Source organism: Pseudomonas sp. AS2.8 (genome assembly GCF_014190935.1).
Classification (GTDB): domain Bacteria; phylum Pseudomonadota; class Gammaproteobacteria; order Pseudomonadales; family Pseudomonadaceae; genus Chryseomonas.
In genome coordinates this window covers 996753-1020115 of the sequence record NZ_JACHVV010000002.1, presented here as the reverse complement: position 1 = coordinate 1020115, position 23363 = coordinate 996753, and the positions used below count along the sequence as shown (strand labels likewise).

Here is a 23363-nt window from a genome sequence, read left to right as displayed (position 1 = left end):
GGCGGAACTTTTTTACCTGTGACGCCGGCCACTCAACTAGGTGTGAGGCCGGCGTGGCAGAGAGGTTCCGCAAGCGAGACGAATGACACCTAGTCCTTGAAGGTGGCGAAGGCGCGCTCGGCGGCGTCCAGGGTGATGCGCAATTCCTCGTCGCCATGGGCGATGGAGGTGAAGCCGGCCTCGAAGGCGCTGGGCGCCAGGTAGACGCCACCGTCCAGCATCAGGTGGAAGAAGCGCTTGAACCTCTCGCTGTCGCTGGACATGACATCGCTGAAGGTGACGATGTCTTCGGCGCCGCTGAAGTAGAGACCGAACATCCCGCCCGCCTGGGTGGTGACGAAGGGCACGCCCGCGGCGTCGGCGCGGTCCTGCAGGCCCTGCAGCATGCGCGTGGTGTAGTCGGTCAGCTCGGCGTGGAAGCCGGGGCGGCGGATCAGTTGCAGGGTGGTGAGGCCGGCGGCCATGGCCAGCGGATTGCCCGAGAGGGTGCCGGCCTGGTAGACCGGGCCGAGCGGGGCGATCTTTTCCATGATCTCGCGCTTGCCGCCAAAGCAGCCCACCGGCATGCCGCCACCGACGATCTTGCCGAAGGTGGTGAGGTCCGGACGGATGCCGTAGTGCGCCTGGGCGCCACCCAGGGCGACGCGGAAGCCGGTCATGACCTCATCGAAGATCAGCACCACGCCATAGCGATCACAGAGGCTGCGCAGTCCTTCCAGGAAACCCGGCGCCGGCGGCACGCAGTTCATGTTGCCGGCCACCGGCTCGACGATGATGCAGGCGATCTGGTCGCCGACGTTCGCCAGGGTTTCCTCCACTTCGCCCAGGTCGTTGTAGGCCAGGGTCAGGGTGTGCTGGGCGAAGGCCGCCGGCACGCCGGGGGAGCTGGGCACGCCCAGGGTCAGGGCGCCGGAGCCGGCCTTGACCAGCAGGCTGTCGGAGTGGCCGTGGTAGCAGCCCTCGAACTTGATGATGGTGTCGCGCCCGGTGTAGCCACGCGCCAGGCGGATGGCGCTCATGGTGGCCTCGGTGCCGGAGCTGACCATGCGCACCATTTCCATGGACGGCACGATCTCGCAGATGAGGTCGGCCATGGTGGTTTCCAGGGCGGTCGGCGCGCCATAGGAGAGGCCGTGTTCCAGCTGGCGGCGCACGGCGTCGAGCACGTCCGGATGACTGTGGCCGAGGATCATCGGACCCCAGGAACCGACGTAGTCGACATAGCGCTTGTCATCCTCGTCGACGATGTAGGCGCCCTGGGCGTGCTTGAAGAACAGCGGCGTGCCGCCGACGCTCTTGAAGGCGCGGACCGGCGAGTTGACGCCACCGGGGATGTGGCGCTGGGCTTGGTCGAAGAGTTGTGCAGAGCGGGACATAGGGGTCTCCTTGAACGGGATCAGGCCGCGAACAGCTGGGCGAAGGCGCGCGCACGGCGCTCCACTTCGCCCGCGCTGGCGGCGGAAAACAGGCTGTGGACGACGGCGAGCAGATCGACGCCGTGGTCGAGCAGGTGCGGGGCGTTGTCCAGGGTGACACCGCCGATGGCGCAGACCGGCAGGGCGAAGCGGCTGCGGGCCTGGTCGAGCAATTCCAGGGGCGCCGGCGGAGCATTCGGCTTGGTGCTGGAGGCGAAGAAACGACCGAAGGCCAGATAGCTGACGCCAGCCTGGGCCGCGGCCTCGGCCAGTTCCAGGCTGGCGTGGCAGGTGCCGCCGAGTAGCGCGTCCGCCCCCAGTTCGGCGCGGGCCGCGGCCAGGGAGCCGTCTTCCTGGCCCAGGTGCAGGCCGACGCCCAGCTGGCGAGCCAGGGCGAGGTCGTCATTGATGATCAGCTGGGCGCCATGCTGGCGGCAGAGCTCGGCCAGGGCAGCGGCTTCGTCCTGGCGGCGGCTGGCGTCGCCTGACTTGTCGCGGTACTGCACCAGCCGGGCGCCGCCTTGCAGCGCGGCTTCGACATAGGGCAGCAGGCGACCCTCGGCGAGCAGGGCGCTGTCGGTGATGGCATAGAGGCCGCGCAGGGGGCTCATGAGCAGAAGTCCAGCGGCAGGCGGCGCGGTACGTACTGACCGCGACCGGGGCGCTCGGCGTCCCTCAGGGTGCGCCAGGTATAGTCCAGGGCGCTGCGCACCGCGCTGGGCAGGGCTTCGCCGAGGGCCAGGCGCCCAGCCAGGGTACTGGCCAGGGTGCAGCCGGAGCCGTGATAGCTGCCGGGCAGGCGTTGGCAAATATGGGTCTCGCAGCCGCCGGCACGGTCATAGAGACGGTTGTGCACCTCGTGTTCCTCGCCATGGCCGCCGGTGATCAGCAGGTGGGCGCAGAAGGGCAGCAGGCGCTCGGCGCACTGCTCCGGGGTGCCTTCGGGCAACTCGGCGAGGATGCGCGCCTCGGGCAGATTGGGGGTGGCGATGGTGGCGCGCGGCAGCAGCCGTTCGCGGATGGCGTAGCCGACCTCGTCCTTGCCCAGGGCGCCGCCGCCACCGGCGCGCAGCACCGGATCGCAGACCAGGGGTACGCCCGGCAGAGACTCCATGATCTCCAGAACCGTCTCGACCATCTCCACCGAACCGAGCATGCCCAGCTTGACCGCCGCCACCGGCAGGTCGGCGATGATCGCCCGGGCCTGGGCCAGTACCCACTCGCGATCCAGCACCCGGAAGTCGCGCACGTCGACGGTGTCCTGCACGGTCAGGGCAGTGACCGCCGGGGCGGCATGGCAGCCCTGGGCGAGCAGGGCTTCGATGTCGGCCTGCAGACCGGCGCCGCCACTCGGATCGTGGCCGGACAGGCAGAGGACGACAGGACGTTGGGGTTCGAGGGTCATGGGCGTCAGCCTAGCAAAGGGAAAAGGGGCGCAGCGGCCGGGTGCCGCAGGGAGTGGCACCCTACAACGACCTCGCGCCCTGCGCCACCCGTTGACATGGGACCCGGATCGGGACGAAGGAACTCCGCTGCCGGTTGGGTAGCCGATATACTGCACCTTTGCTCGGGTAAGGCGGTTCTATGGCGTTGTGGCGGTTGTTGCGTGATTTCTTCCTGCGCCAACGGAGTGCCTACGGGACTGCCATCCTCTGCCTGCTGGGCGTCGGCCTGCTCAACCTGACGCTGCCCTGGTGGATCGGCAAGGCCATCGACGCCCTGCGCGCCGGCGAGCTGGATCAGACCGGCCTGCTCTGGCGCGTCGCCCTGATCGTGGCGGTCGGCTGTGGCCTCTATGTGCTCCGCTATCAATGGCGGGTGCGGTTGTTCGGCACCTCCTACCAGGTCGGGGTGGAGTTGCGCGACGCCTTCTTCGCCAAGCTGGCGCGGCTGGACCCCGGCTTCTTCCAGTCCAGTCGCACCGGTGACCTGCTGGCCCGCGCGACCCAGGACATCGACGCCGTGGAGACCGCCGCCGGCGAAGGGGTGCTGGCCAGTTTCGACGGCATGCTGACCCTGCTGCTGGTACTGCTGGCCATGTTCATCGGCATCGATGCGCCCCTGGCTGCCCTGGCGCTGTTGCCCTTTCCCTTCATGGCCTGGGGCTTCTATCGGGTGGCGCGGCGGGTGCAGCAGCGCTTCGGCCTGGCGCTGGCCGGCTTTTCCGCGCTCAACGACCGTACCCAGGAAGCCTTGAGCGGCCTGCGCATGCTGCGCCAGCACGCCCTGATCGAAGCCGAGCTGGACGACTTCGACGCCCGCGCCCGCAGCGTGGCCAAGGCCGACTACCAGGTGCAGCGCACCGAGGCGCGCTACGAGCCGATCATCTTCGTCGCCCTGAGTCTCGCCACCCTGCTGACCCTGGTCATGGGCAGCTGGCGCTATCTCGACGGCCATATCACCCTCGGCCAGCTGACCAGCTTCAGCCTCTATCTGGTGCAGCTGATCTGGCCGATGTTCGCCATCGGCTGGTGCTTCAACCTGCTGCAGCGGGGCGAGGCCGGGGCCCGCCGGCTGGAAGAGGTGTTCGCCGTCACCGAGCGCATCCGTGACGAGGGCACCCAGACGCCACCGGACCAGGCCGATCTGTCGGTCTATATTCCGGCGTTCACCTATCCCCAGGCGCGTCAACCGGCCTTGCAGGACGTGGTCATAGATCTACCCGCTGGCGATACCCTGGGCATCGTCGGCGCCACCGGCAGCGGCAAGAGCACCCTGCTGCGCCTGCTCTTGCGCCAGTTTCCGCTGGAGCAGGGCTGCATCCGCCTGGGCGGAGTGCCGCTGGAGGAATATCGCCTGGGCGATCTGCGCGCCCAGTTCGCCTATGTGCCCCAGGATCCCTTCCTGTTCGCCCGCACCTTGGGCGAGAACGTCGCCCTCAGTCGCCCCGATGCCACCGCCGGGGAGATCCGCGAAGCCCTGGACGCCGCCGCCTTCGCCACCGACCTGGCGGCCCTGCCGCAAGGGCTGGATACGCCGGTGGGGGAGCGCGGCCTGACCCTCTCCGGTGGTCAGCGCCAGCGGGTGGCCCTGGCGCGGGCGCTGCTCTCGCCGGCGCCCATCCTGCTGCTGGACGACACCCTCTCGGCAGTGGATACCGCCACCGAAGCCCGCCTGCTGAAGACGCTGGCCGGGCTGCAGGGGCGTACCACCCTGATCGTCAGCCACCGGCTCTCGGCCGTGCAGCACGCCGACGAGATCATCGTGCTCGACCAGGGCAGCCTGGTGGAGCGGGGCCGTCACGGCGAGCTGCTCGCCGCCGGTGGCCTCTATGCCCGACTGTGGAATCTGCAACAGGCGGAGGAGGCCAGCCAATGACCAGGACCCGCGTACTCTCGCTGCTGCTCAAGCCGGTACTGGCCAATCCGCGCAAGCTGGCCGGCACCCTGGCGATCCTGGTCACGGCGACCCTGTTCGATGTGCTGGGGCCCTGGCTGACCAAGCACTACCTGGACAACTACCTGGTGCCCCACGATCTGCGCCTCTGGCCGCTGGTGGGCCTGGTGGCGGCCTATGTGGTCTCCCAGGGCCTGGCCGCCTACGGCCGCTACCTGCAATCGCTGAGATTCGCCGAGATCGCCATGGACGTGGTGCTCCTGCAGCGGCGCCGGCTGTTCCGCCACGTGCTGAGCCTGCCGCAGAGCTTCCACGACCGTACCGCCACCGGCGAACTGGTGGCGCGGGTCACCAACGACACCGATGCCCTGCGCGAACTCTATGTGGCCTTTCTCGGCAACATGGTCGGCAACATCGTGCTGCTGATCGGCATCCTGGTGGCCATGGCGCTGCTCGACGTACGGCTGATGGCCATCGCCGTGCTGCTGATCCCGGCGGCAGTGCTGATCGTCTGGGCCTATCAGCGATACAGCGGGGCGGCGGCCATGGAGGTGCGGATGCTGCGCGCCGAGCAGAGCGCCCGCCTGGGCGAGGCCATCGGCGGCATGGGCCTGTTGCAGGCCTTCAACCAGACCGAGCGCTTCCGCCAGGATTTCCAGCGCCTCAACCAGGCCCAGTACGGCGCTCGCATGCGCACCATCCGCGTCTCCGGGTTGCTGCTGCGTTCGGCGCTGGACCTGGTCAGCGTGGCGGTGCTGGCGGTGCTGCTGCTGGTCTACGGGATGGGCCATCTGCAAGGCGGCGCCGAGATCGGCGTGCTCTACGCCTTCGTCACCTACCTGGGCCGGGTGACCGAGCCGCTGATGGACATCACTCAGAGATTCAACCTGTTTCAGCAGGCCACGGTGGCCGGTACCCGCCTGCTGCACCTGCTGGAAGAGAAGCCGGCGTTGAGTGGCGAAGACGACCGGCCCATCGTGACCGCGCACTTCCACCTCGATGCGGTGCGCTTCCGCCATGCCGGCGCTGGCCACGACACCCTGCACGGCATCGACCTGGACATCCCTCCGGGCACCTTCCTCGGCATCGTCGGGCCCACCGGCAGCGGCAAGTCGACACTGCTCGATCTGCTCGCCGGGCTGCAACCGGTCACCGGTGGCCATCTCTGCCTGGACGGTCGCGAACTGGGCAGCCTGACCCCGGAGGTGCTGGGCGCGGCACTGGCCAGCGTGCCCCAGGAACCCTTCATCCGCTCCAGCAGCCTGAGGGACAACCTGCTGCTCGGCAGCCAGGTGCCGGATGCGCGACTGCGCGAAGCCCTGGCCGCCGCCCACCTGGACGACCTGGTGGCGCGTCTGCCTGAAGGCCTGGATACCCTGCTGGGCGAGCGCGGTTTCACCCTGTCCACCGGCGAGCGGCAGCTCCTGGCGCTGGCCCGGGCGCTGCTGCGCGAACCCAAGGTATTGCTGCTCGATGAGGCCACCGCCAGCATCGACAGCGCCACCGAGGCGCGGCTGCAGGGAGCGCTGGACGAGTTGCGCGGCCAGGTCACCCTGATCGTGGTGGCGCACCGCCTGTCCACCATCCGCCATGCCGATCGCATCCTGGTGCTGCGCGACGGCCGCAAGGTGGAGGAGGGCAGTCACGAGGCCCTGCTGCAGCGGCCCGACGGGCACTATCGGCGCCTGTGGGAGCAGCATGCCCAGGGGGAAAAGACGCTTTAGCGAGGGAAGCCGTTGTCATGCAGGGGTGTTAGGGTGTCAGCTATAGCCAGCGCCCCAACAAGGAAACCTGCATGACCTCCGTACCCGAGGATTTCACCGCCGTTGCCACCGCCAGCGAGGCGGTCGACCGTCTCGCGGCTCTGCACGACGAGGCCACCCAGGCCCTGGGTGCTGCCCTCAAGCGCTATCTCAAGGATCGCGTCGAGCCCAGCGCGGCCGAGCGCGAGCTGTTCCGCTACCCCGAGATCCGCATCCGCTATCGCGCCCCCGGCGTGCCGCCGGCCACCACCCGCGCCTACGCCAAGATCCAGCTGCCCGGCACCTATGTGGCCACCGTGACCCATCCGGCGGCCTTTCGCGGCTATCTGCTGGAGCAGCTCGAGCCGCTGATGCGTGACTATGACCTCCAGGTCGAGATCGGCCGCAGTCGCCAGGACATCCCCTATCCCTATGTGGTGGAGCAGGGCGACGAACTGGCCGGCAGTGGCGTGACCGCCGCCGAGCTGGCGCGGGTCTTTCCCAGCACCGATCTCTCCGCCGCCCACGACGACATCGCCGACGGCCACTACGACTGGGAGCGCATAGATCCGCTGCCGCTGGCGCTGTTCGATGCCGCCCGCACCGACTTCTCGCTGAGACGCATCGTCCACTACACCGGCAGCGACTGGCGCCACGTGCAGCCCTGGATCCTGCTGACCAACTACCATCGCTACGTCGACCAGTTCATCCAGCACGGCCTGGAACAGCTGCGCAGCGATCCGCGCTTCGAGCGCCTGGTCCTGCCGGGCAACGTCATCATCGAACGCGACATGGACCCCACCGAGGCCCAGGCGGTCATTGCCGCCATCGCCTGGCACCGCTTCCAGATGCCGGCCTATCACCTGATCGCCGGTGACGGCCATGGCGTCACCCTGGTCAACATCGGCGTCGGCCCGTCCAACGCCAAGAACATCACCGACCACCTGGCGGTGCTGCGTCCGCACTGCTGGCTGATGATCGGCCATTGTGGCGGCCTGCGGCAGTCGCAGACCATCGGCGACTACGTGCTGGCCCACGCCTACATGAGACGCGACGGCATCCTCGACCGCGTGGTGCCGCCGCACATTCCCATCCCGGCGCTGGCCGAGGTGCAGGTGGCGCTGCAGGAAGCCGCCGCCAGCGTCACCGGCGAACGCGGCGAGGCGCTCAAGCGGCGCCTGCGCACCGGTACCGTGCTGACCTACGACGACCGCAACTGGGAGTTGCGCTGGGCCCAGGAACGCCCGCTGATCAACCTGGCGCGCGCCGTGGCGGTGGACATGGAGAGCGGCACCATCGCCGCCCAGGGCTATCGCCTGCGGGTGCCCTACGGCACCCTGCTGTGCGTGTCGGACAAGCCCCTGCACAGCGAGATCAAGCTGCCGGGCTCGGCCAACGCCTTCTATGCGCGGGCGGTGAGCCAGCACCTGGCGATCGGCATCGCCGCCCTGGACCAGCTGCGCACCCAGCTCGACTCCCTGCACTCGCGCAAGCTGCGCAGCTTCGACGAGCCGCCGTTCCGGTAAGGCGCTGGGGATGGGCCCGTTGGGCTTCGCTGCGCTCAACCCAACCTACGGACGGCGATGAGCCCCAGTTCGATTGTTCTAGAGTCGCGCGGAAGGCCCCCTCTCCCTCTGGGAGAGGGTTGGGGTGAGGGTGCGCTTCGGCACCGAAAGTCTCAGTGGAAAAGGCTGCGCCGTTTTCCACGCTACGGTGCTGGATCGAAAGCGGCCTAGCAGTGCTCGGATTGCCCCCTCTCCCCCTGGGAGAGGGCTGGGGTGAGAGCGTACTTAGGCATCGAACGCCTCAGTGGAAAAGGCTGCGCCGTTTTCCACGCTACGGTGCCAGGGGATTGGTTGCGGCCATGGCGGTCCGCCGATGCGGCCGCTCCTACGGTTGCTTCCGTGCCCGTAGGAGCGGCCCATGGCCGCGATCAGCAAACCACCGCAGTTACAGAGGAGCGGTCGCGATGGTCAGCAGGCCTAGGCCCGCGCCTTCGCCTCGCCGCGTAACACCAGCCAGACCGCCAGACCTATCACAACGGCGCCCAGCAAGGCGTTGGGTGCCAAGGTTTCTCCCAGCACCAGATAGCCCCAGAGCACGCCGAACGGAGGAACCAGAAAGGTCACACTGAGGGTGCGTAGCGGCCCCAGATAGGCCAATAGCCGGAAGTACAGGATGTAGGCCAGCGCCGTACACAGCAGCCCCGCCGCCAGGACGCTGAGCCAGGCGCTCACGGGAGGCATGGCGGGGAGGGGATTCATGACCAAGACCGCCAGACTGAACGGCAAGAGGAACAGGGTCGCACCCAACTGGCTACCGAGGGCGACCAGGGTGGCATCGAGGCTCCCACGCTCGCCGATCCAGCGGCGCGCCAAGTAGCCGGCCGTTCCGTAGCAGGTCGTTGCCAACAGGCAGGCGCCGATGCCGACCAGCATGGCCGCGCTCGTATCCAGCTCGCCTCGAGGCAGGATCAGCGCCACGCCCAGGAACCCGATGGTTACGTCCAACCATTGGCGTCGACTCAAGGCTTCGCCAAAGCAGGCGAAGCCGATCAGAGCGCCCATCAGCGGGGTGGTGGCGTTGAGCAGCGCCGAATAGCCAGCCGAAAGATGACGCGCCGCCAGGCAGTACAGCAGGAACGGCAGCCCCGAATTGACGACACCGAGCAGGGCTACCTGCCGGAATCTGCCATCGAAGCGCCAGGCGGATTTCAGCAGCAGTGATAGAGCGGCCAACCCCAAGGCGCCAAGCAGCACGCGCAGGAAGGCGGTATTCAAGGCACCGAAGGCCGGTACCGCGATCCGCATGAAAAGAAAGCTCGCACCCCAGATCGCTGCCAGCAGTGCCAGCCGCAGCCCATCTCCTTTGCCCATTTTCCTTCTCCCCGGTCGCTGAATGCCTGCGGGCGAGTATGGGGAGCCAGCGGCAGCGAGACCGGCCATTTCCGGCCAGGGTAACGAAGAGGTACCAAGTCGCGCATAGCGCGCTCGGAAACCTCCTGTCATCGCTCCCCAGGAACATCTCGGCGCCCGCTCCGGTCGGTTGCAGGAGAGGGGTGGGTCCGCACGCGTCACCGTTCGGTAAAGATCATGGATTTAACATTGATCTTCAGGGCGTCTGGCCCTAAAGTTCGCGCCCGAACGTCCATGCTGGAAACGATCCATCCGGCTCAAGTACCGACGACGAGACAGCGAGGTCAACGCCAGTAACGCGTTGACCTTTTTGCTTTCGGCGATGTGCCTTGGGAAGTAGGCGAACCAAAGTGGGGAAACGGATTAGGCGTTCAGAACACCCCCTCCTTCAATTTGTTCTGCCCATCGGGAGTCCGACGCATGTCCATCAAGGTCGAAGATTACTATTCTCGCGAAACCTTCCAGAAGATGAAGGCCTTCGCCGACCAGCAGGAAACCCCCTTCGTCGTCATCGACACCGCCACCATCGGCCGGGCCTATGACGATCTCGTTGGCAACTTCCCGTTCGCCAAGATCTATTACGCGGTCAAGGCCAATCCGGCCATCGAGATCACCGAGTTGCTGCGCGACAAGGGCTCGAACTTCGACATCGCCTCGATCTACGAGCTGGACAAGGTGCTGTCCACCGGTGTCGAGCCGGAGCGCATCAGCTACGGCAATACCATCAAGAAGTCCAAGGACATCCGCTACTTCTACGAGAAGGGCGTGCGCATGTTCGCCACCGACTCCGAGGCCGACCTGCGCAACATCGCCAAGGCCGCCCCGGGCTCGCGCATCTATGTGCGGATCCTCACCGAAGGCTCCAACTCGGCCGACTGGCCGCTGTCGCGCAAGTTCGGCTGCCAGCCCGACATGGCCCTGGACCTGCTGATCCTGGCCCGCCAGCTGGGCCTGGAGCCCTATGGCATCTCCTTCCACGTCGGCAGCCAGCAGCGCGACATCGACGTCTGGGACGCCGCCATCGCCAAGGTCAAGGTGATCTTCGAGCGTCTCAAGGAAGAAGACGGCATCACCCTGAAGATGATCAACATGGGCGGTGGCTTCCCGGCCAACTACATCCATCGCACCAACAGCCTGGAGACCTATGCCGAGGAGATCATCCGCTTCCTCAAGGAAGACTTCGGCGACGAGCTGCCGGAAATCATCCTCGAGCCGGGTCGTTCGCTGATCTCCAACGCCGGCATCCTGGTCAGCGAAGTGGTGCTGGTGGCGCGCAAGTCGCGTACCGCCGTCGAGCGCTGGGTCTACACCGACGTGGGCAAGTTCTCCGGCCTGATCGAAACCATGGACGAATCCATCAAGTTCCCGATCTGGACCGAGAAGAAGGGCGAGATGGAAGAAGTCGTCATCGCCGGGCCGACCTGCGACAGCGCCGACATCATGTACGAGCACTACAAGTACGGCCTGCCGCTGAACCTGGCCAGCGGTGACCGCCTGTACTGGCTGTCCACCGGTGCCTACACCACCAGCTACAGCGCGGTGGAATTCAACGGCTTCCCGCCGCTGAAGGCCTTCTACCTCTAAGGTCTTCCCGCGTCGATCGAGCCCGCGCCCCGCCAGGGACGCGGGCTTTTTCATGCCTGTGGAAAAGCGCTGTGTCAGGCGGTTTTCCGAATTGTTAAGAATAATTTACATTCGCTATAGATTTGATAATCGTTTGCAAATAGAATCGCGCCGCATTCACATAAGGAGGCGGCCCGCCATCATGTCCAAGGAAATGTCCTCGCTGTCCCAGCGCCGTTTGCTGGTTTCCACCTTCAGTGTCGCCGTCGCTTCGCTGTCCCTCGGGGCGCAGGCCCAGGACGCCAAGGAGCCGGTGACCCGATTGGAAAGTCTGACCATCGAAGGTCAGGCGCAGCAGGAAGGCTTCAAGGCCGAGCAGTCCGCCTCGCGCAAGTACACCGCGCCCCTGCTGGACACGCCGCAGACCGTGACCGTGGTCCCGGCGCAGGTCATTCAGGACCAGCAGGCCCTGAGCCTGAGATCGGTGCTGTCCAACGTATCCGGCATCACCTTCAACGCCGGCGAGGGCGGTGGTGGCTCCGGCGACAGCATCAACATCCGCGGCTTCAGTGCCAACTCGAACATCCAGATCGATGGCCTGCGCGACAGCACCCAGACCAACCGCACCGACACCTTCAACCTGGAATCGGTCGAGGTCATCAAGGGCCCCAACTCGGTGTTCGGCGGCGCCGGCACCACCGGTGGCTCCATCAACCTGATCAGCAAGAAGCCCCAGGAGCGCCAGTTCACCCGCATCGGTGCGGGCCTGGGCACCGACAGCTATCGCCGCCTGACCCTGGACACCAACCAGCCGCTGCAGGGCGTGGGCAACGACAGCGCCTTCCGCCTGAATCTGATGGCCCACGAGAACGATGTGCCCGGCCGTGACCAGATCGATCGCGAGCGCTGGGGCATCGCGCCGTCGCTGGCCCTGGGCCTGTCGGACGATACCCGCCTGACCCTGAGCTACTTCCACCAGACCGACAACAACCAGCCCGACTACGGGGTGCCGGCGCTCAACGGCAAGCGCCTGGGCGGGGTGGATCGCGATGCCTATTTCGGCTTCAAGAACATCGACAAGGAAGACATCGACAACAACGTCTTCACCGTGGAGCTGGAGCATCGCTTCAACGACAACCTGAGTCTGCAGAACCTGACCCGCTACAGCCGCATCGAGCGCGACGTGGTGATCTCGGCGTCCCACGTCAACCTGGGTGGCGTGGCCGCGGGTCGCTATCGCCCGGCCGGTCCCCAGGGCTATGGCCGCGACGTGACCTCGGAGATGTGGATCAACCAGACCAACCTGACCGGCAATGTCGATACCTTCGGCCTGGGCCATTCCTTCGTGCTGGGCGCCGAGTTCTCCCGCGAGGACTACGACCGCGACACCTACAGCTATGGCCTGACCTTCCCGGCCGGCGGCTATTCCCTGGCCGCGCCGCCGGAGCGCTATGACGGCGCGACCGACAAGCAGACCTCGGCCATCGCCAACAACGTGCTGACCGACAAGGCGCTCTACGCCTTCGACACCATCGCCCTCAACGACTTCTGGGATCTGAACCTCGGCCTGCGCTACGACTGGTTCGACGGCGACAGCGACACCACCCCGGTGGCCAACGGCGTGCGCGGCAGCAAGACCAAGCTGAGTTCGGATGACGCCAAGCTGAGCGGGCGCGCTGGCCTGGTATTCAAGCCGGCTCCGAACGGCCGGGTCTACGTGGCCTATGGCACCTCCTTCAATCCCTCGGCGGAAAGCCTGACCTCCACCGGCGCCGGTCTGAGCGCGGCCAACCAGGATCTGGGTCCGGAAAAGAACAAGACCTGGGAACTGGGCACCAAGTGGGAATTCCTCGACAAGCGCCTGGAGCTGGACGGCGCGCTGTTCCGCGTCGAGAAGAGCAATGCGCGGGAGACCCTGGCCGACGGCAGCACCGCCCTGGCCGGCAAGCAACGCGTGCAGGGCCTCGAGCTGGGCGCCACCGGGCGGATCACCCCGCAGTGGAACGTCTACGCCAACTTCACCTTCCTCGACAGCGAGACGCTCAAGGCCGCCGACACCTTGGACGGACGCAATCGCGAAGGCCAGGCGCTGGCCAACACGCCGCCGCGTTCGCTCAATCTCTGGACCACCTATGAACTGCCGGCCGGCTGGCGGGTGGGCTATGGCGCCCGCTACGTCAGCGAGCGCAACGTCACTTCCAGCAACGATGGCGCCAAGCTCGACGACTACTGGCTGCACAACGCCATGGTCGGCTATCGCGTCAATCGCAACGTCGACCTGCAACTCAACGTCAACAACGTCTTCGACAAGGACTATGTGGAGCGGGTGCGTTCGCAACTGGGCGTGAGCACGAGGTCGTCGGCCATCGAATACGGCGATGCCCGTTCCGCCATCCTGACCGCGACCTACAGCTTCTGAGGTCGCCTGCAGCAACCGAAGCCCTGCCTGCGCAGGGCTTTCGGCGTTAGAGGAAAATCACCATGATGATCAGCGTTCCGGGCGTGCTGACGCCCGAGCAGGTAAGGGATTGCCGGGAGCGGCTGGAGGCGGCCGCCTGGGCCGATGGCCGGCACACCGCCGGTTTCCAGTCGGCCATGGCCAAGGACAATCTGCAGCTGCCGGCGGACGCGCCGGCGGCATGCGCGGTGGGCGAGCTGATCCAGCAGGCGCTGGCGCGGCATCCGCTGTTCGTCGCCGCGGCGCTGCCGGCGCGGGTGTTTCCGCCGCTGTTCAATCGCTACCAGGGCGGCCAGTCCTTTGGCCTGCACGTGGACAATGCCCTGCGGCCGCTACCGGATGGCAGCGGCTACCTGCGCACCGATCTGTCGGCCACGCTGTTCTTCTGCGAACCGGACGAATACGACGGGGGCGAGCTGGTGGTGGAAGACACCTATGGCGCCCACAGCGTCAAGCTGGCGGCGGGCGATCTGATCCTCTATCCGGCCAGCAGCCTGCACCGGGTGCTGCCGGTCACCCGCGGCACCCGGCTGTGTTCCTTCTTCTGGATCCAGAGCCTGGTGCGCGATGCCGGCCAGCGCGGCCAGCTGTTCGACCTCGACCAGGGTATCCAGCGGGCGGCGGCCGAGCTGGGGCAGGGCCACGAGGCCTGCCTGCAGCTGACCGGCGTCTATCACAACCTCCTGCGGCTGTGGGCCCAGCCCTGATCCGCGCGAGTCTGTTCCAGCTGCACAGCCTGCTCGGGCTGGCGGCGGGCCTGGTGCTGGTGGTGCTGGGGGTGACGGGTGCGCTCTACAGCTTTCAGCTGGAGTTGCTGGAGCTGCTCAATCCGCCGCCGACCGCCGCGACGCCGGACCAGCGTCCCCTGACGCTGCCGGAGGTGCGGCAGCGTCTGCTCGCTCCGGGTCAGCAATTGAGCTTCGTCTCCAGCATGGCGGGAGAGGGCTATGGCTTGCTCGGCCTGGCGCCGGCGAACGGCCAGGGCCGTGGCGAGGTGCTGCTGTTCGATCGCTATACGGGCGAGGTGCTGACGGCGCCCCGTGGCCAGGCGTTCTTTCACCTGGTCCTGGACCTGCACCGCTCCCTGGCCCTGGGGCCGGTAGGCAAGGCGCTGACCGGCGCCGCCACCCTGATCCTGCTGGTGCTCTGCCTGTCCGGCCTCTATCTGCGCTGGCCGCGCCAGGCAAGGCGCTGGCGCACCTGGCTGACCCTCGACTGGGCGCGCCGGGGGCGCAGTTTCCACTGGGACCTGCACGCCGTGGCCGGCACCTGGTGCCTGCTGGTCTATCTGCTGGCGGCCCTGACCGGTCTCTATTGGTCCTATGACTGGTACCGCCAGGCCAGCGAGCGATTGCTGGGCGCGGCGCCGGAGCCCCGGATCAGCGGCGTGGTGGCGCGCCAGGACGTGGACCTTGATGCGCTCTGGCGGAGCTTTCGGCAGGAGACCGGCGGACAGGTCGAGGGCTATGGCCTGCTGCTGCCCAATCCAGCGCGCAAGGTCAGCCAGCCGACCCTCTGGTACCTGCCCGACGAGGCCGAGCATGTCCGCGCCCTCAATCGCATCGTCTTCGACGGCGCGGGGCGGGTGCTCGATCACCGCCGCTATGGCGAGCAGCCGCTGGGCGCTCGCCTGCTGCTCAGCGTCTATGCCCTGCATTCGGGTGAATACTTCGGCCTGGCCGGACGGGTGGCCTTGCTGCTCGCCAGCCTGGCCATGCCGCTGTTCATGGTGACCGGCCTCTGGCTCTATCTGGATCGCCGCCGCAAGCGCCGCCAGGCACGCCAGGCCCGCCGTGGCCTGACACCAGCCGTAGCGGGCGCCGCCGACTGGCTGATCGGCTATGCCAGCCAGAGCGGCCAGGGCGAGGCACTGGCCTGGCAGGCCGCCGGCCAGTTGCAGGCGGCGGGACTGAGCGCCGAGGTGGTCGCGCTCGGGCGGCTCTCGGTCGAGCGCCTGCAGCAGGCCTCCCAGGCGCTGTTCGTCGTCGCCACCCACGGCGACGGCGAGGCACCGGATACCGCGCGCGGCTTCGAGCGCCGCCTGCTGACCCAGGTGGCGGCGTTGCCGAGCCTGAACTTCGGGATGCTGGCCCTGGGCGACCGGCGCTATCCGGCCTATTGCGCCTTCGCCCGGCGACTGGATGCCTGGCTCGCCGGGCAGGGCGCGCGGCCGCTGTTCGCCCCGGTGGAGGTGGACAATGGCGACGCTCGGGCGCTCGCGCTCTGGCAGGGTCAGCTGCAGGCCCTTGGCGCCGTGGCCATCGAGCCAGCGGTCGAGCGGCCGCTGCAGGCCTGGCCGCTGCTAGCGGTGCAGCCGCTCAATACCGGCAGCCCCGGCGGAACTGTCTTCGAGTTGCGGCTGTTGCCACCGCCCGGGAGCAGCTGGGCACCCGGCGATATCCTCGAGATCGCCCCCCGCCAGGGCACCGAGCGCGTGGCGGCCTGGTTGTCGCCCCTGGGACTGGCCGCGGACAGCGTGGTGGCGGGCGACGGTGTAAGCCAGACCCTCGCCGCAGCCCTGGACACCCGCCTGTTGCCGAAAGACCAGGCCGCGCTGACGGGCCGGGACCCCCAGGCGCTGCTCGACGCTCTGATACCGCTCGCCGTGCGCCAGTACTCCATTGCCTCGCTGCCCGACGAAGGCGCACTGCGATTGCTGGTGCGCCAGCAGCGCAAGGCGGATGGTCGCCTGGGCATCGCTTCCGGCTGGCTGACTACGGCGCTGCGGCCCGGTGATCAGGTGCAGGCGCGGCTCCGCGTCCATCCCGGCTTCAGGCCGCCGCTGGACCCGCGCCCGCTGATCCTGATCGCCGCCGGTACCGGACTCGCCGGGGTGCGCCCGCTGCTGGCTGCGCGTATCGCCGCCGGCTACCGGCGCAACTGGCTGCTGTTCGGCGAACGCATGGCGGCCCACGACGATTTCTATGGGGCGGAACTGGATCGCTGGCAGGCGCGAGGCGAACTGGAACGGCTGGACCGGGTGTTCTCGCGGGACGGCGATGGCCACGTGCAGGACCGCCTGCGGGCGCAGCGCACGCGCCTGCTGGACTGGCTGGCGGCCGATGCCGTGATCATGGTCTGCGGCAGCCTGCCGGGGCTGGGGCGCAGCGTCCAGGCCACCCTGGAGGCGCTGCTTGGCGAGGCCGAGGTCCAGCGGCTGATCGACGAAGAACGCTACCGTCGCGACCTCTACTAGGCCTAGGCCCGGGCGATGCACCAGACGCCGGCACCGATCAGCACCACGCCGGCCAGCTTGCCGAGGGTGACCGGATCCTGGCGAAAGCCGGCCCAGCCGAAGTGATCCAGGCTCAGCGACATGGCCAGCTGTCCGGCGATCACCAGCGCCATGAACAGGGTGGCGCCGATGCGCGGACCGGCGAAGGCGGCCATGGCGATAAAGAACATGCCCAGCAGGCCGCCGCACCAATGCCACCAGTGCAGTTCGCGCAGCGCACCCAGGGTGGGGACGCCACGCTGCCAGAGGGTCAGGCCCAGCAGGGCGACGAGACCGACCATGAAGGAAATGGACGCCGCGGCGAAGACACTGCCGAGGTGCCGGGCCAGCTGACCGTTGATGCCGGCCTGCAGCGGCAGGCAGGCACCGGCGATGAAGGGCAGGACGAGCAGCCACCAGACGGGCATCGACAGGACTCCAGGGAAAAAGGGGCGCGCAGTATGCCCCAGGGGGCGGGCGAAGCGGTCGAACCGGCGACCTCCGGTCGGGCTCCAAGCTCTATCGAATTCCGGAGCAACCGCCATGGCGCCACGGGTGGAGAAATCCCTGCCGATCCGCGAGGAGCCCGGCCTGCAACGCTGGATCTGGCGTTGCGAGCGACTGGGCTGGGTACTGCTGGGCCTGTTCGTGGCCCTGGCCTTGGCCGGCCTGTTCGCCAGCGGCGGGCCCTGGGCCACGGCGACCCGGGTCAGCGCGGATGGCCAGCTCCGGGTCGACTACGAGCGCTTCCAGCGCCGCGGTGCGCCGGCGACCCTGACCCTGGAACTGGCACCCGGCCTCGACCGCGTCGGCCTGGACGAACGCCTGGTGGCCGACTGGACGGTGGAAGCCCTCTATCCGCAGCCGCTGCGCATGACCAGCAGCGACGGGGTGCTCTGGCTCGATCTGGCGCCGGCAATGGGGCCGAGTCGCCTGCACCTCGCCTTGCGTCCGGACCGCCTGGGCAGGGTCGACTGGCGCATCCTGCGACCCGGCCAGCCCCCGCTGGCACTCTCCGCCTTCGTCTATCCCTAGGGAGCTGCCATGGAATCCGTCCTGCGCGCCGCCGCCATCTACGCCTTTCTGCTGGTGCTCTTTCGCCTCACCGGACGACGGGCGCTGTCGGAGATCACCACCTTCGATTTCGTCCTGCTGCTGGTGATTGGCGAGGCCACCCAGCAGGCGCTGCTGGGCGACGACTTTTCGGTGATCAATGCCTTCGTGGTGATCGCCACCCTGGTGCTGATCGACATCCTGCTTTCGCTGTTCAAGGAGCGTTCGCCCCGGGTCGGGCGCTTTCTCGACGGGGTGCCGCTGATCGTGGTGGAGTACGGCAAGCCGCTGACGGAGCGGCTGCGCAAGGCCCGCCTGACCGAGGAAGATATCCTCGAGGCGGCGCGGCAGAGTCAGGGGCTGGAACGCCTGGAGCAGATCCGCTTCGCGGTGCTGGAGAAGAACGGCCAGATCTCGGTGATACCCGAGCCCGCAGAGAAGTGACGGTGACGTATGAGACGGGAAGGGCAGGATGGGCCTGCCCTTCGCCATGGCCTGGATCAGGCCGGGTTACTGCTGGCCGCCACCCCCGCTGTTCTGACCGCCCTTGCGGCCGGCCTCGGAAGCTTTCTCGCGGTCATTGGCGAAGTTGCCGCCACTGTTCTGGCCGCCCTTGCGGCCGGCTTCGGCGGCGCGTTCGGGGTCGTTGGCGAAGTTGCCGCCACTGTTCTGGCCGCCCTTGCTGCCGGCTTCGGCGGCACGCTCGGGATCGTTGGCGAAGTTGCCACCGCTGTTCTGCCCGCCTTTGCTGCCGGCCTCGCTGGCCTTTTCGCGGTCGTTGGCGAAGTTGCCGGGATTGGAGTTGTTGGTGCTCATCGTGGATTCCTCTTGATCGTGGGACGAAGGAGCCGGGTCCACCCGGACGTGGCTCCGCTACCAGGAGGGAAGCGCCTAGCGGCTACCACCCTTGCGGCCGGCTTCGGCGGCTTTCTCACGATCGTTGGCAAAGTTGCCCCCGCTGTTCTGGCCGCCCTTGCGCCCGGCCTCGGCGGCCTTCTCGCGATCATTGGCGAAGTTGCCGGGATTGGAGTTCGAATTCTTGGTGGTCATGGTCGCTCTACCTCTTTTGGGAATGTAGTGCAGAACGCATTGCCTGCCCTGGTATTGAGGGGCGCGCGCGGCGAGGTTTCCCGGCCAGGGGATGGGTGGTCGCTGGCCAGACGCCACTGTCAGAAGCGTATCTAGCTTTGGCCGATGGGCTGTCCAACCTGGCCGCTGGGTTGGAAGGGGCGCGGGATTTGCCGTAGCGGAAAAAGCCTGGACGCAGCGGTGTCGCTGCGTCCAAGTCCTGTGGCTATTGGCTTGTACGACGGATGGTGCCGAGCTTAGAAGCCGTCGATGGGAATCTTCAGGTAACGGCGGCCATTGGCCTCGGCCGGCGGCAGGGTGCCGGCGCGGATGTTCACCTGGATCGCCGGTAGGATCAGCGTCGGCATGGACAGGGTGGCGTCGCGGCGGGTGCGCAGGGCGACGAAGGCATCCTCGTCCACGCCATCGCGGACGTGGACGTTGAGGGCGCGCTCTTCGCCCACGGTGGTCTCGTGGCGCGCTTCGCGGCCGGCGGGCGGATAGTCGTGACACAGATAGAGGCGCGTGGCCTCCGGCAGGGTCAGCAGCCGGCGGATCGAACGATAGAGGTCGCGGGCGCTGCCGCCGGGGAAGTCGCAACGCGCCGAGCCGACATCGGGCATGAACAGGGTGTCGCCGACGAAGATATGCTCTTCCTCCACCTGGTAGGCCATGTCGGCCGGGGTGTGGCCGGGCACGTGCAGGGCGCGGGCGCGCAGGGCACCGATGTGGAAGACCTCGTCGGGCTGGAACAGATGATCGAACTGGGAGCCGTCGAGGCGGAATTCCGGTTCCAGGTTGAAGACGTCCTTGAAGGCGCCCTGGACCCGGCGGATGCCCTCGCCGATGGCGATGCGGCCGCCCAGTTGCCGCCGCAGATAGGGCGCGGCGGAGAGGTGATCGGCGTGGGCATGGGTCTCCAGCAGCCACTCTACGGTCAGCCCCTGGTCGCGCACGAAGCGGGCGACGCGATCCGCCGACAGGGTGGCGGTGCGGCCCGAATGCGGATCGTAGTCCAGCACCGAGTCGACGATGGCGCAGCGACTGCCGGGGGCTTCGTAGATCACATAGGTGAAGGTGGACGTGGTGGCGTCGAAGAAGGGTTCGATGCGCGGAGTCATGACCGGGCCTCGTCTAGATGTGGGATGCCCCACCTTACCACGGGGCTCCGCCGCTCCGCGGCGTGCCTCGTCGCCGCAGGTCCGGACCGGCCTAGTACCGCGCCTGCTGCATCTCCTTCAAGCGACTCAGGGTGCGGCGGAAGGGGAATTCCAGAAAGCCGCAGGTGTACAACCGTTCCAGGGGCACAGCGGCGTCCAGGTAGAGCGGGCGACGGCGGTCGTAGGCTTCGTCGACCAGGGCGATGAAGCGGCGCACGGCGTCGTCCTGGGGCGCCAGGCGGGGCAATTCGCGGTCGCCGGCGAGGACCCGCGTCGCACCGTCTTCGGTGCCGCGGGCGATCCGGCCCGCGCGCGGATCGCCGGACAAGCAGGGGACGTTGCCCAGCAACAGGGCGGGGAATTGAGTGCAGAGATCCATGTAGTCGGTGGTGGCCCAGGCGCCCTGGCAGAGCACGGCGAAGTCCAGCCAGATCGCGCTGGAGGCCCGCTGCACCACGGGCAGCGGGCGCTCGCCGAGGATCAGCGGCGCGGTCGTCACGGCTTCCCCCGTGGTGAGGCGGGCGAAGGTCGTGGCGAGGGCGGTGGGATCGTCCACCCAGAAGCGCGGCTCGGCTTGGCCTTCGTGCAGGCGGTGATCCTGGCCGCCGTCCACCTCCAGCACCTCCAGGTGCGCCTGCAGCGCGGCGATGGCGGGCAGCAGGCGCTCGCGATTGAAGCCGCCGGCATAGAGCTGCTCGGGCGGCTGGTTGGAGGTGACCACCAGCACCAGGCCCTGGTCCAGCAGGGCGCGCAGCAGGCCGCCCACCAGGATGGCGTCGCCGATATCGCTGACGAAGAGTTCGTCGAAGCACAGCACCCGCACTTCGGCGGCCAGTTCCCGGGCCAGCACCTGCAGGGGATCGCGGGTACCGCTGAGCTGGAACTGGCGCTGGTGCACCCAGCGCATGAAGCGGTGAAAGTGCTGGCGGCGGGCGGGCACCGGCAGGCTGGCGTGGAACAGGTCCAGCAGCCAGGTCTTGCCACGGCCGACCGGTCCCCAGAGATAGAGACCCCGCGCCGGTTGGCCCGCCAGCAGCGCCGCATGGCAGGCCTCCAGCCGCAGGACAGCGGCCTCCTGGGCGGCATCGGGCAGGCGTTCGCCCTGGGCCAGGATCCGGCGGTAGGCGGCGAGGGGAGAGCGGGCGGTGGTCATGGTCGCCACTCTAGCGCTCGACCTGGCGGCAGACCATGCCCCGGCGGAATGACGTGAGTCCTTTATAGCGTTTGAAGGCCGGCGGCCGCGGTTCGATAGTGCGAGACGATCCCTGCCGGACGGTTCCGGCACCTCTCTTCGCCCTGCCTGGAGCCCTGTCATGGCCGCTGATTCGACCCTGCACCTCGCCCACTGCCTCGCCTCCGTGGGCGTCTCCGAGATCCTCAAGATCACCGAGCGCGCCAACGCCCTGCGCCGCCAGGGCGCCGATCTGCTGGTGCTGGGTGCGGGCGAGCCGGACTTCGATACCCCGGAGCACATCAAGGAAGCGGCGATCCAGGCCATTCGCGCCGGCCAGACCAAGTACACGGTGCTCGACGGCAGCCCGGCGCTCAAGGAAGCCATCCGCCGCAAGTTCGCCCGGGAGAACGACCTGGTGTTCGCCCAGGACGAGGTGACCGCCTCGGCCGGTGCCAAGCAGGTGATCTTCAACGCCATGATGGCGACCCTGGACGCGGGCGACGAGGTGATCATCCCCGCGCCCTTCTGGGTGACCTATGCCGACATCGTCACCATCCTCGGCGGCACGCCGGTGGTGCTGCCATGCCGCGAGGAGGATGGCTTCCGCCTGACCGCCGAGGCCCTGGAGGCGGCCATCACCCCGCGCACCCGCTGGGTGATGCTCAACTCGCCGTCCAATCCCTCGGGGGCGGCCTATGGCGAGGAACACTATCGCCCGCTGCTGGAGGTGCTGCTGCGCCATCCGCAGGTCTGGCTGATGGTCGACGACATGTACGAACACATCCTCTACGACGGCTTTCGCTTCGTCACTCCGGCGGCCCTGGAGCCACGGCTGCGCGAGCGGACCCTGACCATCAACGGCGTCTCCAAGGCCTATGCCATGACCGGCTGGCGCCTGGGCTATGCCGGCGGACCCAAGGCGCTGATCCAGGCCATGGCCAGTGTGCAGAGCCAGGTGACCTCCTGCCCCTGCTCGGTCAGCCAGGCCGCGGCCATCGCCGCCCTGGATGGGCCGCAGGACATCGTGCGCGAGCGTTGCGAGCTGTTTCGCGAGCGGCGGGATCTGGTGGTGGACGCGCTGAACGCGGCGCCGGGCCTGTCGGCGCGGCGGCCCGAGGGGGCCTTCTATGTCTACGCCAGTTGCGCGGGGGTCTTGGGTCGGCGGACGCCGAGCGGGGAGCTGATCGACAGCGATACGGCCTTTGCCCGCTACCTCATGGACGAGGGCGGGGTGGCGGTGGTGCCAGGCTCGGCCTTTGGCCTGGCGCCTTACTTCCGGGTTTCCTACGCCACCTCGCACGAGGTGCTGGAGGAAGCCTGCCGCCGGATCGCCGAAGCGACCCGGCGGTTGCTGGCCTGATCAGCCGGCCGGCGGTGCCGGGGGTGCCGGCGGTTGGGCGCCCGGGGCGACCGGCTGGACGCCGGGGGGCGGGGGCGGCGGCAGACGACCGGGACCGCGAGGTGCCGGCGGGGTGTCCAGGGTCTGCAGCGAGTTGGCGTCGGCGCCCAGGGCGCTGACCCGGAAGGCGCGGCCCTGGGCATTGGCCACCAGCTCGCCGCGGACGGCTACGGTCTGACCGGGCTTGAGCAGCGCCTCCAGGCGCAGGGCTTCATGGGGCGGCAGGCGCAGGGCGGTGCCGTCCTGCAGCAGGGCGCCGTTCACATCGCCACGGGGACCGTGCAGCAGCTGGACGATCTGGCCCTGGAGGCTGTCGCCATCGCGCTCGGTGCCCGGTGCCGGGGGGGCCGGCGGACGGCGACCGGCCACGCGATCGGGGCCTTCGTCGGTGACCGTCTTGCCGGTCTGGACGTTGGTCAGGGATACCGCCTGGACCAGCGGCAGGCTGGCGGCGCGCAGGCCGGCGACGTTGATGCTGTCACCCGGCTTGAAGGTGGCGGCCAGTTGCTCGGACAGGTGCGGCGGGGTGTTGACCTCGGTGCCGTCGGCCAGGATCAGGCCGTCGATATCGCCGCGGGGATTGAGCAGGAACTGCTTGAGCTGGCCCTGCTGGGTGGGGATCTGGGCGCTGGCCGCGGTGGTGGAGGCGGTGCTGCCGGCGGGTGCGGTTTGTGCCAGGACGAGGCCGCTGACGGACAGCAGGGCGAAGGTCCCGATCACGAGGGTCTGGGTCTTGGTAGGCATGGATGACTCCTGCGGTGGTTGACGATCAGGATATTGCAGGGCCTGTGCCAACTTTTATTTCATATATAAATCAATAGCTTGAGTTATTAAGCGGCCATCCGGGCCAGGCATTGCGTCCGGCT

General features: G+C 68.0%; 19 protein-coding genes and 1 pseudogene. 10 read left to right on the top strand and 10 right to left on the bottom strand.

Annotated elements, in window-relative coordinates; all coding sequences use genetic code 11:
• Positions 1 to 89: 89 nt before the first annotated feature.
• From hemL to FHR73_RS11610, 3 genes are read right to left on the bottom strand one after another with little or no spacing between them, the layout of a single operon-like run.
• Positions 90 to 1376 (bottom strand): glutamate-1-semialdehyde 2,1-aminomutase, encoded by a 1287-nt coding sequence (gene hemL / locus FHR73_RS11620; protein ID WP_183631241.1) that lies wholly within the window; start codon positions 1374 to 1376, stop codon positions 90 to 92.
• Positions 1377 to 1396: 20 nt separating this feature from the next.
• The gene (gene thiE, locus FHR73_RS11615; protein ID WP_183631239.1) at positions 1397 to 2026 is read right to left on the bottom strand and encodes a thiamine phosphate synthase; all 630 of its coding nucleotides are present in this window, start codon (positions 2024 to 2026) and stop codon (positions 1397 to 1399) included.
• Positions 2023 to 2820, bottom strand: a complete 798-nt coding sequence (locus FHR73_RS11610) for a hydroxymethylpyrimidine/phosphomethylpyrimidine kinase (RefSeq protein ID WP_183631237.1) — start codon at positions 2818 to 2820, stop codon at positions 2023 to 2025. Before FHR73_RS11610 ends, thiE begins: the two co-directional genes overlap by 4 nt.
• A 179-nt stretch (positions 2821 to 2999) precedes the next feature.
• Between FHR73_RS11610 and FHR73_RS11605 the strand changes: the two genes are divergently transcribed.
• From FHR73_RS11605 to amn, 3 genes are all read left to right on the top strand, one after another.
• Entirely contained in the window at positions 3000 to 4733 is a 1734-nt protein-coding gene (locus FHR73_RS11605) for an ABC transporter ATP-binding protein (RefSeq protein ID WP_183631235.1), read from the top strand.
• Positions 4730 to 6475: an ABC transporter ATP-binding protein gene (locus tag FHR73_RS11600; protein ID WP_183631233.1), complete on the top strand. Its 1746-nt coding sequence runs from the start codon at positions 4730 to 4732 to the stop codon at positions 6473 to 6475. Before FHR73_RS11605 ends, FHR73_RS11600 begins: the two co-directional genes overlap by 4 nt.
• Before the next feature lie 71 nt (positions 6476 to 6546).
• On the top strand, positions 6547 to 8019 hold the full coding sequence (gene amn, locus FHR73_RS11595) for an AMP nucleosidase (protein WP_059229834.1): 1473 nt from the start codon (positions 6547 to 6549) through the stop codon (positions 8017 to 8019).
• Between the two features lie 456 nt (positions 8020 to 8475).
• Here amn and FHR73_RS11590 read toward each other — a convergent pair whose 3' ends face one another.
• Positions 8476 to 9369, bottom strand: coding sequence for a DMT family transporter (locus FHR73_RS11590; protein ID WP_183631231.1), 894 nt, complete (start codon positions 9367 to 9369; stop codon positions 8476 to 8478).
• A gap of 459 nt (positions 9370 to 9828) precedes the next feature.
• Here FHR73_RS11590 and FHR73_RS11585 point away from each other — a divergent pair, with 459 nt between their 5' ends.
• From FHR73_RS11585 to FHR73_RS11570, 4 genes are all read left to right on the top strand, one after another.
• On the top strand, positions 9829 to 10992 hold the full coding sequence (locus tag FHR73_RS11585; protein WP_158896225.1) for a type III PLP-dependent enzyme: 1164 nt from the start codon (positions 9829 to 9831) through the stop codon (positions 10990 to 10992).
• A gap of 181 nt (positions 10993 to 11173) precedes the next feature.
• A complete protein-coding gene (locus FHR73_RS11580; RefSeq protein WP_183631229.1) occupies positions 11174 to 13390 on the top strand; it encodes a TonB-dependent siderophore receptor in 2217 nt (738 codons plus the stop codon).
• Positions 13391 to 13452: 62 nt separating this feature from the next.
• Entirely contained in the window at positions 13453 to 14136 is a 684-nt protein-coding gene (locus FHR73_RS11575; RefSeq protein WP_183631227.1) for a Fe2+-dependent dioxygenase, read from the top strand.
• Positions 14121 to 16625 (top strand): PepSY domain-containing protein, encoded by a 2505-nt coding sequence (locus FHR73_RS11570; protein ID WP_409258676.1) that lies wholly within the window; start codon positions 14121 to 14123, stop codon positions 16623 to 16625. Before FHR73_RS11575 ends, FHR73_RS11570 begins: the two co-directional genes overlap by 16 nt.
• A gap of 2 nt (positions 16626 to 16627) precedes the next feature.
• Here FHR73_RS11570 and FHR73_RS11565 read toward each other — a convergent pair whose 3' ends face one another.
• Positions 16628 to 17077, bottom strand: a complete 450-nt coding sequence (locus tag FHR73_RS11565) for a DMT family transporter (RefSeq protein ID WP_242455133.1) — start codon at positions 17075 to 17077, stop codon at positions 16628 to 16630.
• 109 nt (positions 17078 to 17186) lie between these two features.
• On the opposite strand from FHR73_RS11565, the gene FHR73_RS11560 reads away from it, so the two are divergent.
• Positions 17187 to 17678, top strand: a complete 492-nt coding sequence (locus tag FHR73_RS11560; protein ID WP_183631225.1) for a hypothetical protein — start codon at positions 17187 to 17189, stop codon at positions 17676 to 17678.
• Positions 17679 to 17687: 9 nt separating this feature from the next.
• Positions 17688 to 18140, top strand: a complete 453-nt coding sequence (locus tag FHR73_RS11555; protein WP_183631223.1) for a DUF421 domain-containing protein — start codon at positions 17688 to 17690, stop codon at positions 18138 to 18140.
• A gap of 66 nt (positions 18141 to 18206) precedes the next feature.
• On the opposite strand, the gene FHR73_RS11550 is transcribed toward FHR73_RS11555, so the two are convergent.
• From FHR73_RS11550 to zapE, 4 genes and pseudogenes are all read right to left on the bottom strand, one after another.
• Positions 18207 to 18512 carry a general stress protein gene (locus FHR73_RS11550; protein ID WP_183631221.1) on the bottom strand — a complete coding sequence of 102 codons (306 nt, stop codon included), beginning with the start codon at positions 18510 to 18512 and terminating at the stop codon, positions 18207 to 18209.
• A 75-nt stretch (positions 18513 to 18587) separates the two neighbouring features.
• Positions 18588 to 18719 (bottom strand): annotated as a pseudogene (locus FHR73_RS11545) (general stress protein); the annotation flags it as partial.
• A 302-nt stretch (positions 18720 to 19021) separates the two neighbouring features.
• Entirely contained in the window at positions 19022 to 19885 is an 864-nt protein-coding gene (locus tag FHR73_RS11540; RefSeq protein WP_183631217.1) for an MBL fold metallo-hydrolase, read from the bottom strand.
• 91 nt (positions 19886 to 19976) lie between these two features.
• Positions 19977 to 21077, bottom strand: coding sequence for a cell division protein ZapE (zapE, locus tag FHR73_RS11535; RefSeq protein WP_183631215.1), 1101 nt, complete (start codon positions 21075 to 21077; stop codon positions 19977 to 19979).
• A 160-nt stretch (positions 21078 to 21237) separates the two neighbouring features.
• Between zapE and FHR73_RS11530 the strand changes: the two genes are divergently transcribed.
• A complete protein-coding gene (locus FHR73_RS11530; protein ID WP_183631213.1) occupies positions 21238 to 22458 on the top strand; it encodes a pyridoxal phosphate-dependent aminotransferase in 1221 nt (406 codons plus the stop codon).
• Here the strand turns inward: FHR73_RS11530 and FHR73_RS11525 are convergent, their stop codons facing one another.
• Positions 22459 to 23241: a hypothetical protein gene (locus tag FHR73_RS11525; RefSeq protein ID WP_183631211.1), complete on the bottom strand. Its 783-nt coding sequence runs from the start codon at positions 23239 to 23241 to the stop codon at positions 22459 to 22461.
• Positions 23242 to 23363 lie beyond the last annotated feature (122 nt).